Here is a 15,222-nt window from a genome sequence, read left to right as displayed (position 1 = left end):
TTTTATAAACTTATAGCACTCATCATCCCTTCATGCGTCGCTTCCTCAATAGTACGTGGTCCAAGGCAATCTCCAATCTGTTTCACAATAGGCGCATGGCCTTTCATTTCTTCGAATAGCTCTGTATTGGGAATGCGGCCAAGGGAGAGGACGATGGAGTCCCAATTGGTTAGTTCTTCTTTTTGTTGGGTGAATAGATTCCGAATGATGACGTGATCTTCTTTGATTGCCCCGATATCGTAATGGGGAAGGAGTGTGACGTTTAGGTTGTATAGTTTTTTTAGGTATTCATTTCTGAGATATTGGTGGACGGTTTCGCCAATGTGTAGTCTGGATGATATGAGTGTGACTTGGTGGCCTTTTTCGGCTAGATAAATGGCTGCTTCCATGCCAGGCCAGTCACCTCCAAAGTCGAACACTAAGACGTTGTCGCCAACTTTTTTGGTTGAGCTGAAGAGGTCATCACTCATGATGATCCGTGGGTCATCTATTCCTTCGATGGCTGGTGTATAGGGCCGCGAGCCGGTGGCGCAGATAATGGCGTCCGGTTTCGATTCGGATATTTCTTGGGCAGTTGCCGTTTTGCCTAATTGCACATTTATATTGCTTCTCATTAATTTCCGGGAGTAGTTATCGAGCATCGATTCTGCCAGTTCATGTCGCATCGGTGCTTTGCGCATCGTGCGGAGTAGGCCGCCGATTGATTTACTTTGATCGATCAGTGTAACGGAATGACCAAGTGTGTCCGCTGTTATCGCTGCCTGTAATCCGCCAGGTCCGGCGCCAATCACTAGGACATTCTGTTTGCTTCTCGTTTTCTTTAATTCTGGTAATATCCATGCTTCTTTACCTGTTGTTGGGTTTTGGACACAGCCAATCGGCAGTCCTTTATGATAGTGGCCGATACAGGCTTGTAAACAGCCTATGCATGCATCGATTGCTTGCAGGTCACCGTTCTTTGCTTTGTTGGGCATGTCAGGGTCGACGATTAAAGCCCTGGTCATTCCCACAACATCGGCTTTTCCGGTTGATACGATCTGTTCGGCTTCAACCGGGTCGACGATTCGATTACCGACAAAGACCGGTACCGCTCCTGCCATTCTGATTTTGAATCCATGCGGTGATAGGTAAGCGTGCTTTATCGGTGATGGCGGCACGATATGTGTTGATCCCTCGAAGGTACTGGAATCTCCGGCTGTGACGTTAATGAAATCCAATCGGACCTTTTCCGCGAGGTATTCGACGATTTGCACGGAATCCTTCATCGTTGTCCCGTCCATCGTCAATTCATCTGAGCTCATCCGAATGCCAACGGTAAAGTCTTCCCCGACTCTTTCCCATACTTTTTCCAAAATATTCACGATGAATCGCATCCGATTTTCAAAGGACCCGCCATAGAGATCGGTGCGCTTATTTGTATGCACGGACCAAAACTGGGCAGGGAGATATCCGTGTGAACAGCAAATTTCCACTCCATCCAGTCCGCCATCCTTTGCCAGCTGTGCTGAATGGGCGAACCCTTCAATCACTCCTTCAATATCTTCTAAACTCATGGGTTTTGGCATGACACCGAAGCGTAAGCTTGGAACGGCGGATGGCGCCCATGCTGCATTTCGATAGTCGCTCGATACAACTTCCCTTCCGCCATGAAATAGCTGGGAGAAAACCTTCGTTCCATATGTATGGAGCGTTTCGGAAATCTCTTTGTAGGCAGGGACGATTCTTTGGTCATATCCTGCAATCGTTTTGGACGTAAGCATGCCGGATGGATGTACGGATGCTGCTTCAAGGATGATCAATCCGACGCCCCCTTTAGCGCGGGCTTTATGATAGGCCACCATATCCGAAGTGGGAATCCCGTCCGTTACGTGATTTGTTTGATGTGCTGTACTTAAAATCCGGTTTTTCAATTCAGTATGTCCGATCGTTAATTGGGTAAACAGATTTTTGAATTGAGCCATAATCGTGACCACTCCCTAATTTTAGATAGAATGAGAGTATAGAGGACATCCAATCGCCCTCTAGCTTTTCTCCATATAGGTTCAATATGCAATAATCATGCCGTTTGGGGAATCTGGCTGAATAAACATTTTTTACATTTGTAAGGAGGGTTTGGCTCATGAATCGAGTATTTTATATATAGATAACTGAACCTTTTTTGAAAAATGGTGATTCATTATAGGTTCAGTTCAAAATTGGTTGGTATATGGACTTTCGTTGCTTATGAAAGGGGTACTTATTTTTTTGTGTACGAAAAAGTGTAACAAATTCGGTTCGAAATCAAACGATGAGGTGATCGGGTGGAACCTGAAGTGAAAAAAGAAGCACTAATTGTATTTTCCGATATTTCTATTTTGGATGTAAAATCATTACTGAAAATTAATTCCTCTCCCTTTATTGTCATGAAAAATCACTTGGAAATCCTCGGTATATTAGATGAGGGACTCTTTTTAAAGAAGTTGGATATTGATGGTCCAAACAGGGAAATCATTGATTACCTTAATCAATCTTTTGTCGTTGTGGATGATGTCGATAAGCTCAATGAAGAGGATATGAGCACCTATGACTTTGTGATTCAACATGGAGATAATCAATATAGATGCTATCCGAACTATGAAGTAAAGGAAATCCTGCTTAAAAAGAAGATTAAGAGCTTAATAAGTTTAAACGAATCACTGCATGAAGAGCTGGAGGTGACAAGAAAGAAAGTAAAGGAGCTCACACAAATACTGCATTCTAGCTATGATGAAATATTCGTGACGGATGCCAACGGGGACACGTTATTCGTGAGTGAAGCATGTAAGAAGCTTACAGGGCTGCCACCGGAGGCCTTTATTAATAAGAACATTAAAGAGTTAGTGGAAAAGGGGCTGATCAACAATTCGGTTACATTAAAAACGATGAAGACGAAAGCGGTCCATTCAGCTGAGCAAACGTATCCGCATGGGTTGACTGTATTTAGCACAGCCAAGCCAATCTTTGATGAGGAGGGGAACTTATACAGAATTGTATCGAATTCCAGGGATATCACGGAGTTAGTTGAGATGAAGAGTAAATTAAACCAAGTGAATCTTAGGAGTCAACTAGCACAAAATGAGCATTCTCAGAGTAAAAAAACCGTGTCCCTCAATAACTTCATTACAAATTCGGATAAGATGATTCATGTACTGGAATTAGCTGAAAAAGTGGCTCCAATGGATTCATCGATTTTCATCCATGGAGAAACCGGAGTCGGAAAAGGGGTTTTGGCAAGGATCATCCATGATTTAAGCAATAGAAAGGATAAAACGTTCATTCAAGTGAATTGCGGCGCGATTCCATCCGCATTAATTGAGTCCGAGCTGTTTGGTTACGAAAGCGGGGCATTCACGGGAGCTAATAAGCACGGGAAACAAGGACTTGTTGAGAGTGCTGATGGCGGCACGCTGTTTCTTGATGAAATCGGGGAAATGCCGCTCGACATTCAGGTGAAAATCCTGCATCTGGTCCAGGAGAGAACATTCATGAAGGTGGGTGGAACCAAGGAGAAAAAGGTGAATATTCGGATTATCTCCGCTACGAATAAAGACTTGAAGCAAATGATCAAGAATAATCAGTTTCGCGAGGATCTATATTATCGATTGCATGTCGTTCCATTGGAAATTCCACAGCTGCGTGAGCGAAAGGAAGATATCTTATTATTAACCGATTATTTTTTGAAGAAATTCAATGAGAAATACGGTCAATCAATCCGTATCGATGATCATTCCAAGTTAATTTTGCAGCTGCAGCAATATCCGGGTAATGTTCGGGAATTGGAAAATGTAATTGAACAAATTGTCGTGACGGCTAGAAAGCCTATTGTAACGATAGAGGATCTGCCTTCCGATTTAACGTACAAAGATACTGCACTTGTCAATTTAACAGGAATCATTCCCTTGAAAAAAGCGTTAGAGGAAACGGAAAAGCAATTATTGTCACAGGCCCTTTCTACATATAAATCTACCCGAAAAATGGCCAAAGCTCTGGAGGTTAGCCAAACGACGATCATGCGCAAACTTGGCAAATACCAATTTGTATATGATGAGAATAAATAACGATGACTCTTATTAAAATCTGAAAATTCGAAAAGTTGGTATGGATATTGCATATTTACCTATTGATTATTTCAATTTTGATAAGGGGGTCAAGAAATGGGTGAGTTAATTTTCAGCTTGAGCTATGGGGGTTCCTTAATCGTCATGGGGTGGATCACGAAGGTTTTTCTGATAAAAATGAAAAGGAATCAAGAAGCAATAAAAGAAAAAGCTCCGATTGAAAAGGTGGGGATGTAAATGGCTTTCCTCATAGGAATCATTGTATCTTTTTGTGTTTATGTCTCAATCGGCATCTTTTTATTCAGGAAAGTGAAAAGCTCAGAGGAATATTATGTATCTGGACGAAGTGGAAACACATTGATGATAACCGGTACGCTTGTTGCTTCTTTCTTAAGCACCGTATCCTTTATGGGAGAAGCAGGATTTTCCTATGAAGGGTACCCGATCCTGCTGCTTATCCTCGTTATTTTTAATGCAAGCGGCTATATATTCGGCGTTTTCCTGTTTGGGAGATATTTAAGAAGAAGCAAGTCATTGACGGTCCCTGAATTTTTTGGTAATCGCTTTCATTCTAAAAAAGTACGACTGGCCGCTGCCATCACGACGATTCTCGGAATCTCTGCATACTTAGTTGCCGTTACTCAAGGGGCAGCCGTTTTATTGGCCGAGGTTTCTGGTGTTTCATATCCAATAGCCTTGATCATCATGTGGCTAGTCTATTCATCATTTACGATTCTCTCTGGGGCGAAAGGGGTTATGGTAAATGATACAATCATGTTCTTTTTATTCTCAATCGCAACGTATCTTAGTTTTCCTTATATTATTAAATCTGCGGGTGGATTTCCTAATGCCATTACAAAGGCAGCGAATCTAGCTGAAAGGCCGGATTTATTGAGTTGGCACGGTATTACTGGATCAGGTGCTACTATGGGAACGCCTTGGGAAGCATTAGCCTGGGCAGTCATCATGGGCTTGGTCTGGGGAATTGTCATTGCAGTAAGCCCTTGGCAAAGCAGCCGGTATTTAATGGCTAAAAATGAACACGTAGCCATCCGTGCTGGCGTTTGGGCAACCATATCGATTTTGTCCGTCTACTTGTTTCTCCATATCAGCATATCGACGATCACCACGATCAAAGCAGATATCGCACCGACGGAAAAGGTATTCATTTGGGCAGCGATGAATATTGTCCCTACATGGCTTGGGGTCATCATTATTAGCGGCATCATGGCGGCTGCATTATCTTCCTGTTCAAGCTTCCTTCAGATAATCGGGAGCAGCATAACACGGGATATCATGGAGCAATCAAGAAATAAGAAATACACAGATCACCATCTCTTACGTACCAGCCGCATTTCCATGGTGGTCATTAGCTTGATCATCTTATTGATTGGATTGTTCCAGCCGCCAGCTGTCATGTGGATCGGTTATTTTGCGGCTACATTATTTGCCGCATCATGGGGGCCAATCGCCATTTCAAGTGTATTTTCAAAGAAGATAACGAAAGAAGGGGCCTTTTGGAGTATCGTATTCGGTTTCTTTGGAGTGATTCTCGGAGAAAGCCTGGGCATGTTCGGGATTAGCCTTCCTGTTTACTTCAACTCTGTGATCATCGGATTAATTCTAAGTATAAGCGCACTCATCATTGGCTCTAAATATGGAGTGATCACCAAGGAAGAAAGGGAGTTTCAGGCAAATATCCTTCAAACCCCAATAGAAATAGACGAGCAAAAAGAAATGAACATCACCCGCAGATACCCAGCCTATTTAATGATCAGCGGCGTCATGATTATCATGGTTACACTCATGTTTTATTATTGGCCAATCAATATGAATTGATTAGGGACAAATAAATTAGCTTATGGCGAATAGTGGATACTATGTGAAACACATAGATTATCCACTATTTTTTTAGGTTTGCTTTCATTAAAATTGACATCCGTTGCTCGTCTGTACTTTACTTTCCCTTCTATATTGAACCACCTTGTTCATGACCACCGCTTCATCTACTATCATTCGGTCATCTCAGTTGGTCATTGATTAGTGTTTCTCGGATACAGCTACCTTTTTTGTTACGTGAGCATTTTTGCCTAAAATAACAGAAAAGACAACAATCACTGCTGTTACAAGAGTGAAAAATGTGATGGATTCATCTAGAAATACTGTTGCAAATAGAATCATTAAAAATGGTTGTAAGTATTGAATCTGACTAACCCTTGATATTCCGCCCATGGCCATTCCGCTATACCAAGCAACATATGCTAGAAATTGACTAACCACTGCGAGATACATTAAACTAACCCAAGCTTGGATAGGGGCATGGAGCATTTCCGTTGTAAGGTTTAGCCCAACTGGAATAATGAAAAAAGGAGCACCGATCATTATTGCCCAAGCAATCACTTGCCAGCTGCCCAATTCTTTCGCTAATTTCCCCCCTTCTGCGTAACTTAGCCCCAGTATAATCACTGCTGTTAGTAAAGCTAAATCGGCAAATTGCAATTGACCGAATCCAAGATGAAGTGCATACATAATGACAGCTAAAGAGCCGATTATACTTGAAACCCAGAATTTGATTGAAGGGATTTCCCCTGCTCTAAACATAGCGAATCCCGCTGTTGCTAACGGTAACAGGGCTACTTCCACAGCTCCATGAGAAACAGGCAAGGATTCCATTGCCCAGGAAGTGAGGAGAGGAAATCCTAAAACTGCACCAACCGCAACAATAAGTAGACTTTTGAATTGCCCTGGAGAAGGTAGCTTTTCCTTTCGAACGATCAATACTACAGCTACTAAAATAGCAGCAACAACCGTTCTTCCTAAACCGACGACCGTAGTCCCAAAATACTCTACAGCAATACTTGTAGCGGGGAGCGTTAAGCTAAAACAAATGACGCCTGCTAATCCCAACAATAATCCTAATTTCTCCCTGGTTACTCCCTGCATCTTACCCAACCCCAATCTTTATATTTTGTATCACATCTGTACCATTGTTTACTTCTCATAAAAAACAGTTTTGATATAATTAACATACTATGAGTACATACAATAAAAATAAACCCATTTTTTACCCATCTGACCTGGTACAGTTCAAGGAGGACTAATGGATGAACTCAAAATATATTAAGATAATGGAAGAAATTAAGCTTCGACTAGCAGGTGGTTCGCTAATTGCAGGCAGTAAACTCCCTTCTGTTCGTCAGTTATCTGAATATTTTTCATGCAGCAAGAATACGGTCATTAAAGCATACGAGGAACTTGAAAAAGAGCATTTAATTTATTCCGTTCCTAAAAGCGGCTACTATGTTGTGAATGAATTTCTAAAAGCTACGGAAGAAATTGAGGTGATTGATTTCTTGTCTGCTGGTCCAGATAAAAACGTTATGCCTTATGTGGAATTTCAACATTGTATGAATCAAGCAATTGACCAATATAAAGAAGATCTTTTTACCTACTCTGATCAACAAGGGCTTTACTCACTACGAGTACAGGTAGTGAAGTATTTGCAAGATTTACAGGTGTTCACTCAACCTGAAAGATTAGTCGTTGTATCTGGCTCGCAGCAAGCCCTTCATTTATTAGTTTCTATGCCATTTCCGAATGGAAAAAACAATATACTAATTGAACAGCCTACTTATTTCGGATTCATTGAATCCATCAATATGCATCAAGCTACTGCTTTTGGAATTGAATTATCGATGGATGGGATTGATCTTGATCGTCTGGAATACATTTTTCGAAATAATGATATAAAATTTTTCTATATGATCCCGAGATTTCATAATCCACTTGGACATTGTTACACGAATAGCGAAAAGAAAAAAATCGTTGAGCTAGCTGAAAAATACGATGTTTATATAGTGGAGGATGATATTTTAGGAGACCTTGATCCAAATCCAAAGTCCGATCCTTTATTTTCTTTTGACCCTTCTGGGAGAGTGATTTATATTAAAAGCTTTTCGAAAGTTTTTCTCCCAGGGTTAAGGATTGGTGCAGTTGTTCTTCCTGAATTAATGATCAACAATTTTTTACGATATAAATTCAGTTCGGATTTTAATAGTTCAGCACTTTCTCAAGGTGCGCTAGAAATCTATTTAAAAAGTGGTATGTTTAATAGTCATCTCAAAAAAGTAAAAGAGGTTTATCGTAATAAAATGCAAATCCTTCAAGAAGCATGTGAGGATTTGCTGCCGGCTAATACTTCTTTTTCAAAACCGAGTTCAGGGTTCTATCTATCCATCAGTTTGCCCGAGAATGTGACAGCAAAACAGGTCGTTCATATGCTAAACGAGCAGCATATCTATGTTGATGATGCCTCTAGAATGTTTTTACCAGAATATAAAAAGGAAAATCTCATTCGATTAAGCATCTCACAAGTGAACGAGTGTCAAATTAAATTAGGGGTAGAGCGATTGGCTCACTGTATTGCTTTAATTGACAGTAGAAAAAATAAAATGACTCCAAATCAATTTTTACACATTTAGTAGGGGTGTTGATTTCCACCACTTAGAAATTTGAATAAAATAGAACCCTCTAAAAAACGATGTTTTTTGGAGGGTTCTTAATTATCATTCTGATTTCTTTACTCAGAAAAGGGTTGATCTTCGTGTTTACGGCAGCACATTGCCTGCCTCACGATAGATGCCATACCATTCTTCGCGTGTAAGATGAATATCGCTTGCCTTGCAGCAATCCTTGAGGCGGTCTTCATTCATTGTCCCGATGACCGGCTGCATATGTGCGGGATGGCGTAAGAGCCATGCGATGACAATTGTCGTGTTGCTGACTTCATATTTGTCGGCGATTTCATTTATCTTTTGGTTCAATTCAGGGAACTTGTCGTTTCCGAGGAATACGCCTTCAAAGAATCCGTATTGGAAAGGTGACCAAGGCTGAATGGTGATATCGTTCAGTCTGCAAAAATCCAGTACACTGCCGTCCCGGTTCACAGCGTGGTCATTGTCCATATTTACGTTAAATCCATTGGAGATCATGTTGGCATTGGTGATGCTTAATTGTAGTTGGTTTGCCACAATCGTCTGCTTCACCGATTTTTTTAGCAACTGGATCTGCATCGGATTTTGGTTGGAAACACCGAAATGGCGCACTTTTCCTGAATTTTCAAGAATATCGAAGGCCTCGGCTACTTCTTCCGGCTCTACTAACGTGTCCGGACGGTGGAGTAGCAGAATATCCAGATAATCCGTTTTCAGCCGCTTCAAGCTTGCGTCCACCGAATCGAGGATATGCTCTTTGGAGAAGTCAAACATCCCCTTGCGTATGCCGCACTTGGATTGCAGGATGATCTTTTCACGAATGCTCGCGTTCATCCCGATGGCGTCCGCGAATATTTCCTCACATTCGCCACTGCCATAAATATCAGCATGGTCGAAGAAGTTCGCGCCCTCTTCCAGTGCCGTTTGGACAAAATGTCCAGCCTCGGCTTTATCCAGCGAATTGATTCGCATGCAGCCGACTGAAACGACCGGTACCTCTAATGTGCTGTTTCCAAGTTTCATTGTTCTCATGAATTATGGCCTCCTTATTTGTAATTGAGTACATGGTATGTGAGTCTGTCGCCTGCAGAGAAGAAATGGTTCACCCTTTCATTTCAGCGGGTTGTCTATGTCTGTCTTAACGTCACAAGTAAATCTGCGTATTTCTTTTTGATTGTGACACACACTCCTAGTAGTTTTCAAGATTTACCATGGGGTGACGAGAAATTAATGGAATCATCCATTATACAAAACAAAAAAAATTGACTATTGGAAATATCCTGGTTAGAATAGGGACAAGAATTGAAAGGAGCGATAAACGTGGCATTTTTACAACTATACTAATATACACACATATTATGGAAAAAACCACTTTGCATAAGGGGTTGTTTGCTGTGTGTATAGGATGGATATGTTGTAGAAGTTTTCTCGTTCTACCGAATATCTATGCCGATTTTTTTAGTACACAGAGCCTTCTGTGTACTTTTTATTTTGGAGGGATTTAACTTGATGATGTTACTTTTCTATTGATGCGAGCTTGAAATAGAAGCTCGTATCGATCCAAGCTATCGATACGAAATCACAAATTTCGGAGGTAGCGAATATGGAACAAATATGTTTTGAATTAGAAAATGTCGAAGTGACATATTTAGATAAAGAGATATTGAAGATTGAACGATTGGCTGTACATCAATTTGACCGCATTGGGATCGTCGGGAAAAATGGTACAGGGAAAAGTACGTTATTAAAGCTGCTTGCTGGAAAAATTCAACCGACAAGTGGAAAAGTAAAGTGTTACGTTGAAGGTGGCTATTTTGAGCAAGTTGAAGCCCCTGCTGTTACAGAAGCTGACCCGGCGATACTGGGAAGATTAGCCGTACCGAGAAATTCAGAGTCGCTAAGCGGCGGTGAGCAAACAAGGCTGAAGCTTGCCCAATTGTTTACGCACTATTTTGAAGCGTTACTTATCGATGAGCCGACAACCAACTTGGACCAAGACGGCATTTCGTTTTTACTTGATGCATTACGATATTATTATGGTGCGCTTCTATTAATCAGTCATGATCGGGCTGTACTAAACGAGCTTGTCACAAAGATTTGGGAAGTACATGAAGGCAAGGTACATGTATATTCAGGAAATTACAGCGAGTACATGGCACAGAAGCAGTTAAAACGTGAACAACAGAGGCAAGCTCATGAACAATTTATAAAAGAAAAGAGTCGACTTGAAAAAGCAGCGCAGGAAAAAATGAAAAAGGCTGAAAAAATCGCTCAAGCTGGAAGATTGTCAAAAAAAGAGGCGAATGCAAAACCGAATAAAACGTTTATGACGAAATCAAAAGGCACTAGCCAAAAAGCCGCGCAATGTGCAGCGAAGGCCATTGAGCATCGAGTGGAAAAACTTCAGGAAGTGGAAGCGGTACAAGAGGAAAGACACATCGTATTTCGCCAGTCAAAGCAATTGGAATTGCATAATAAGTTCCCAATTATGGCAGACCGAATGACTCTTCAAGTGAAGGAGAAAGTAATATTGGATGAAGTGAGTTTCCAGCTGCCACTCGGTAAAAAAATAGCCATTACAGGCAGCAATGGTAGCGGTAAAAGTACTTTGCTTCATCATATTGCGAATAATGGTGTAGGATTAGCGCTATCTCCAAAAGCAAAAATGGGTTACTTCCGTCAAATGAGCTATAGATTTGGAAGGGATGAAACGGTTCTGCAATTCTTGGGAAACCGCTCAGAATATGATGAAGGATTTTTAAGAAGCGTCCTGCATTCGATGCAGTTTGTCGGTACGGATATACAAAAAAGTGTTCAGTCATTAAGTGGCGGAGAAGCGATTCGCCTCCAACTTTGTCAGTTGTTCTTAGGGGAATACAACATTCTGTTATTAGATGAACCGACCAATTTTTTGGATATTCATGCCATTGAAGCATTAGAACGATTTATAGCTGCATATGAAGGGACGATCATATTTGTATCCCATGACCAAGCGTTCATAAACCATGTTGCAGATCTTCAGTATAAAATTCTTGCGAAAAAATTAAATCAAGTATGATCTGAATTAATGCCAAATAAGCCGATGGGACAATCTCGTCGGCTTATTTATAATGCGGAAAAAGTGCATAGGCAGCCCCTGCACATTAAGGATGAATCGTAACCATTGTCCCGATTGGAACAATTTTTGATAATTGCTCTACATCACGGTTATGCATACGAATACAGCCTTTTGATACAGCTCTACCAATTGAGCTTGGATCATTTGTTCCATGAATGCCATAGTGTTCTTTGGATAAACTCATCCACATGGTACCGAACGGCCCTCCAGGGTTGGGATCTTTATTGATAATGATGAACTGTCCTACAGGGGTTCCGAACAACATTCTGCCAACGGCGATGGGATATTGTTTTTGCAGTACGCCATCTTTTAATAACCTTAGCCAGCGATTGTTAACGGACACTTCGATGCTGTAAGGAATGGTATCAGGAGGGGGGAAACCAGGGATCATAATGGGTTGGCCAGGATAAATGACATTTGGATTTATTGTCGGGTTAGCATTGATGATTGCCGATAGCGGTTTCCGATAGTCCCTGGATATCTGTGTAAGTGTTTCACCTGGTTTAACTGTATGAATCAGACTGAACACCTCCATAGTTTATAGTTGTCATGCTTCATTGTATGTAGATTATTAAAAGCGGTTATTGATCAGCTAGCTACTGACTGGGGAGGCTGTTATCTGTTTTTAATAAAACTTATTTATTAAGTAACTAAGCCGAAAAGAAACCGAAATGAACGTTTGATAAAATAAGTTTTTATGGAGAAGAATTTTTTGTTAGTTAAAGAGGGGGAATAAGGGTGGAGGAACATGTGAAAAAGGCTTTAATCGAATGGAATGAAGAAATTAGTGATGTGTTAAATGGGATAGAAAAAGAGTATGAAGAAGTTAAGCGTGAACTTCAGGTTTATTCCTATAAATTCAATATTACCAAACAGGTTGTACAATCGACTATAAATGATGAAATTATTCGAAACATTCGCGAGCTCTATCATAAACCTTTTGAACAAAAATTGAACGAATTGAAAGAGTCTATAAAAGAGCTGGAAGAAAAGAGAAAGGTTTTCCAAATGTTTGTTGATAAAATTGAAAAGGTTAGTGAAAGAGAAGAAGGAAAACCGCAAATATCAGTCATATAAGGCAGCGATGCACCATAATGATTACCAATAAAGGTAGGGTAACATAAGGAATCTACTATTCTATACACAACTACTATGGCAGCGAATATAACTGCTTTTTTTTTGCTGGAATTTGCAAAAGCGGCCCCTTGTTTACCGCAACATCAACTCGGGTACTATCCTATAAAAAAGGAAATGAGGGTATACCATGTGGAATGCGGTCTTTTGGGGAGGGGTTTCGGGTTCTGCTGTCTTGCTTGGTGCACTTGCGGCCATCTTCATTCCGATTAAGAAAAACATCATTGGCTACATCATGGCATTTGGAACAGGCGTATTGATTGGTGCGGCTACATATGAGCTGCTTGCCGATTCTGTGAATGATGGAGGAATCTGGGCGACGGCGATTGGATTTATAGCAGGAGCCGGCGTGTTTACTTGCTTGGATTTTCTTGTTTCCAAAAAGGGTGCGGATAAAAGGAAACGGTCTAATAATAGTTCATCGAAAGAAGCGGGCATGGCCATTTTTATTGGGACCGTGATGGATGCCATACCAGAGTCGATCATGATTGGCGCAAGCTTAATAAGCGGCGGAACGGTAAGCTGGTTATTGGTCATTGCCATCTTCATCAGTAATATTCCAGAGGGACTCTCAAGTACAACGGGCCTGCTCAATAGTAACTATTCCAAGAAGAAAATCATGCTGCTGTGGTTTTCCGTCCTGCTTATCTCGGCATTATCCTCGATGTCCGGCTATCTATTTCTCGATCATGCCCCGGAATATGTGATGGCAGCGATGGCAGCCTTTGCAGGCGGTGGCATTATCGCCATGATTGCGTCAACGATGATGCCTGAAGCATACGAAGACGGAGGACCGATCACGGGCATATTTACAGCAGCCGGCCTGCTCATCTCTTTGATTCTGGATTCGATGTAACGCGAAAAGTAGCAAAAAATAAGATTGATCTATTAAAGTATTGGGATTCAAACTTTTTGATACAGAGTTAGACATGAAGATTAAATCAAATGAGTCGGTCGTCCCTGACCTATATGATAAGAAAAAGAGACATTCGCCATAAGAATGTCTCTTTATAAATTTTAACATTCCTTTATGTGTTGCTTCCTCTAATGTGTGGGGTTCAAGACAATTCTCTATCTGTTTCACCGCGGGAGCAAGCCTTTTTAATTTTTCAAATAGTTATGTATTGGGAACGCAATCAAGAGAATGATAGAATCCTAATTATCTAAATTTCTTCTTTTTGTTGTGTAAATAAATTTGGATAACAACTCGATCTTGCCCAATGTTTCCTACTCACAAATTGCAAAATATTTAAGTATAACAAAGTCTACAGTTCAAGATACATAGGAAAGGGCTGATAGGAAAATAAGTATTAGAATTACAACAGTTTTGTTCTGTGTGAATTAGATGAGTGTCTTTTTTTGTCGAATGAAAACCCTATACAAATATAATAAACAGAGTTACAATTTCCGTTTGTATTATTTTAGAAAAAAATGTATATAAAGGGATAATTATGATGAAGTTCGAAAATAAGTTTTATTCAGTGTTATGTACCACAGTTTTATTTAGTAGCCTAACAGGCTTTACAGCTTACGCTGAAGAGTCAGAAAGTGTGAACAATGAAGTTATCAGTAAAAATGAGAAAACTGCCAAAGTTGAAGACTCAGAAACGGGAGAGATTGTTAAAGTGAATTTTGAATCGAATGCAAATGGAATGGACATTTCTGATACACTTATTGAAGATATTGTAAGTCAAGCAGATGGCAGTGATAACATAACAATTTATGATGTAATAACGGACACAACTAAAGACACATCTGAAACATATTCTACAAAAAGTTTAGAAAATGCTCTAAGTCCTATTCAAAGTAAATCAGTTAAGGTATCGTCAGCAAGCGGAATTTCAACGTTTAGCATAATGGGGATTACTATCGAGGATGATGAATCAGATTATTCCGCACAAGGAGTAATCTATAAATATTCTACAGCAAAGAAATTTTCTGACAGAACAAATGGTGCCGCTAAATCAATTATATCAGTTCCAAGAGGATTAAAAGAAACTTTGTCGGACTCAGTAACTATTTCCAATAGCGCAACTGCGACAGGGTCGTTAACTAAGGGGGCAGCAGCGTCTTTAGATGCAAGTTTAAGCAATACAGTGTCGTATACTTATACTAGAACTCGAGAATTTTCAGGTCCTCCAAAAGGATATACAACAAGATTCTATTATTCAACAAAATACTATGATAGAGGTAATTATACAGTAACTAGAACTACTAGAGCTACGGGCATATAGAGAACCTAGTAATCAAGATCCAATTGTAAATTGGTCTAGAGATGCAAAATAATGTATTAATCATATATAATGGTTTGCGTTAATTGAAAATAATGAAAAAAACTTTACATTTAGTAAAGTTTTTTTCCCATCGTTATTCATAAATAAGCGAAGATACTACATAAGAT

At 40.2% G+C, this 15,222-nt stretch carries 12 protein-coding genes; 8 read left to right on the top strand and 4 right to left on the bottom strand.

What is annotated here, in order from left to right; all coding sequences use genetic code 11:
• Positions 1–2 precede the first annotated feature (2 nt).
• Positions 3–1,961, bottom strand: coding sequence for an oxidoreductase (locus ACFWE9_RS15970; RefSeq protein WP_377357670.1), 1,959 nt, complete (start codon positions 1,959–1,961; stop codon positions 3–5).
• 351 nt (positions 1,962–2,312) lie between these two features.
• Here ACFWE9_RS15970 and ACFWE9_RS15965 point away from each other — a divergent pair, with 351 nt between their 5' ends.
• From ACFWE9_RS15965 to ACFWE9_RS15955, 3 genes are all read left to right on the top strand, one after another.
• Positions 2,313–4,076, top strand: a complete 1,764-nt coding sequence (locus ACFWE9_RS15965) for a sigma-54 interaction domain-containing protein (protein WP_230160039.1) — start codon at positions 2,313–2,315, stop codon at positions 4,074–4,076.
• A gap of 96 nt (positions 4,077–4,172) precedes the next feature.
• Positions 4,173–4,313, top strand: a complete 141-nt coding sequence (locus ACFWE9_RS15960) for a hypothetical protein (RefSeq protein WP_230160037.1) — start codon at positions 4,173–4,175, stop codon at positions 4,311–4,313.
• Positions 4,314–5,915, top strand: a complete 1,602-nt coding sequence (locus ACFWE9_RS15955) for a sodium:solute symporter family protein (RefSeq protein ID WP_230160035.1) — start codon at positions 4,314–4,316, stop codon at positions 5,913–5,915.
• A 201-nt stretch (positions 5,916–6,116) separates the two neighbouring features.
• On the opposite strand, the gene ACFWE9_RS15950 is transcribed toward ACFWE9_RS15955, so the two are convergent.
• Complete coding sequence (locus ACFWE9_RS15950; protein ID WP_230160033.1) at positions 6,117–7,019, bottom strand: DMT family transporter; 903 nt, start codon at positions 7,017–7,019, stop codon at positions 6,117–6,119.
• 161 nt (positions 7,020–7,180) lie between these two features.
• Between ACFWE9_RS15950 and ACFWE9_RS15945 the strand changes: the two genes are divergently transcribed.
• Entirely contained in the window at positions 7,181–8,557 is a 1,377-nt protein-coding gene (locus ACFWE9_RS15945; protein WP_230160031.1) for an aminotransferase-like domain-containing protein, read from the top strand.
• A 126-nt stretch (positions 8,558–8,683) separates the two neighbouring features.
• Here ACFWE9_RS15945 and ACFWE9_RS15940 read toward each other — a convergent pair whose 3' ends face one another.
• Entirely contained in the window at positions 8,684–9,601 is a 918-nt protein-coding gene (locus ACFWE9_RS15940; RefSeq protein ID WP_230160029.1) for an aldo/keto reductase, read from the bottom strand.
• A gap of 571 nt (positions 9,602–10,172) precedes the next feature.
• Between ACFWE9_RS15940 and ACFWE9_RS15935 the strand changes: the two genes are divergently transcribed.
• Entirely contained in the window at positions 10,173–11,627 is a 1,455-nt protein-coding gene (locus ACFWE9_RS15935; RefSeq protein ID WP_377357666.1) for an Msr family ABC-F type ribosomal protection protein, read from the top strand.
• Between the two features lie 85 nt (positions 11,628–11,712).
• Here ACFWE9_RS15935 and ACFWE9_RS15930 read toward each other — a convergent pair whose 3' ends face one another.
• Positions 11,713–12,207 (bottom strand): L,D-transpeptidase family protein, encoded by a 495-nt coding sequence (locus ACFWE9_RS15930; protein ID WP_377357689.1) that lies wholly within the window; start codon positions 12,205–12,207, stop codon positions 11,713–11,715.
• 218 nt (positions 12,208–12,425) lie between these two features.
• On the opposite strand from ACFWE9_RS15930, the gene ACFWE9_RS15925 reads away from it, so the two are divergent.
• The 3 genes from ACFWE9_RS15925 to ACFWE9_RS15915 all read left to right on the top strand — a co-directional run bounded on the left by ACFWE9_RS15925 (position 12,426) and on the right by ACFWE9_RS15915 (position 15,055).
• A complete protein-coding gene (locus ACFWE9_RS15925; RefSeq protein WP_230160021.1) occupies positions 12,426–12,764 on the top strand; it encodes a hypothetical protein in 339 nt (112 codons plus the stop codon).
• A gap of 187 nt (positions 12,765–12,951) precedes the next feature.
• Positions 12,952–13,677 (top strand): ZIP family metal transporter, encoded by a 726-nt coding sequence (locus tag ACFWE9_RS15920; protein ID WP_230160020.1) that lies wholly within the window; start codon positions 12,952–12,954, stop codon positions 13,675–13,677.
• A gap of 598 nt (positions 13,678–14,275) precedes the next feature.
• Positions 14,276–15,055 carry a hypothetical protein gene (locus ACFWE9_RS15915; RefSeq protein WP_377357663.1) on the top strand — a complete coding sequence of 260 codons (780 nt, stop codon included), beginning with the start codon at positions 14,276–14,278 and terminating at the stop codon, positions 15,053–15,055.
• Positions 15,056–15,222: the final 167 nt, after the last annotated feature.

It is taken from the genome of Peribacillus sp. NPDC060253 (genome assembly GCF_042727425.1).
Taxonomy (GTDB): Bacteria; Bacillota; Bacilli; order Bacillales; family DSM-1321; genus Peribacillus.
This window is presented reverse-complemented; position numbering and strand designations above follow the sequence as displayed.

What these genes read in the sequence shown, in the direction of transcription:
- ACFWE9_RS15915 (WP_377357663.1), top strand. Translation starts at nt 14,276, where the DNA reads ATGAAGTTCGAAAATAAGTTTTATTCAGTGTTATGTACCACAGTTTTA.
- ACFWE9_RS15935 (WP_377357666.1), top strand. Translation starts at nt 10,173, where the DNA reads ATGGAACAAATATGTTTTGAATTAGAAAATGTCGAAGTGACATATTTA.
- ACFWE9_RS15950 (WP_230160033.1), bottom strand. Translation starts at nt 7,019, where the DNA reads ATGCAGGGAGTAACCAGGGAGAAATTAGGATTATTGTTGGGATTAGCA.
- ACFWE9_RS15945 (WP_230160031.1), top strand. Translation starts at nt 7,181, where the DNA reads ATGAACTCAAAATATATTAAGATAATGGAAGAAATTAAGCTTCGACTA.
- ACFWE9_RS15920 (WP_230160020.1), top strand. Translation starts at nt 12,952, where the DNA reads ATGTGGAATGCGGTCTTTTGGGGAGGGGTTTCGGGTTCTGCTGTCTTG.
- ACFWE9_RS15955 (WP_230160035.1), top strand. Translation starts at nt 4,314, where the DNA reads ATGGCTTTCCTCATAGGAATCATTGTATCTTTTTGTGTTTATGTCTCA.
- ACFWE9_RS15940 (WP_230160029.1), bottom strand. Translation starts at nt 9,601, where the DNA reads ATGAGAACAATGAAACTTGGAAACAGCACATTAGAGGTACCGGTCGTT.
- ACFWE9_RS15970 (WP_377357670.1), bottom strand. Translation starts at nt 1,961, where the DNA reads ATGGCTCAATTCAAAAATCTGTTTACCCAATTAACGATCGGACATACT.
- ACFWE9_RS15960 (WP_230160037.1), top strand. Translation starts at nt 4,173, where the DNA reads ATGGGTGAGTTAATTTTCAGCTTGAGCTATGGGGGTTCCTTAATCGTC.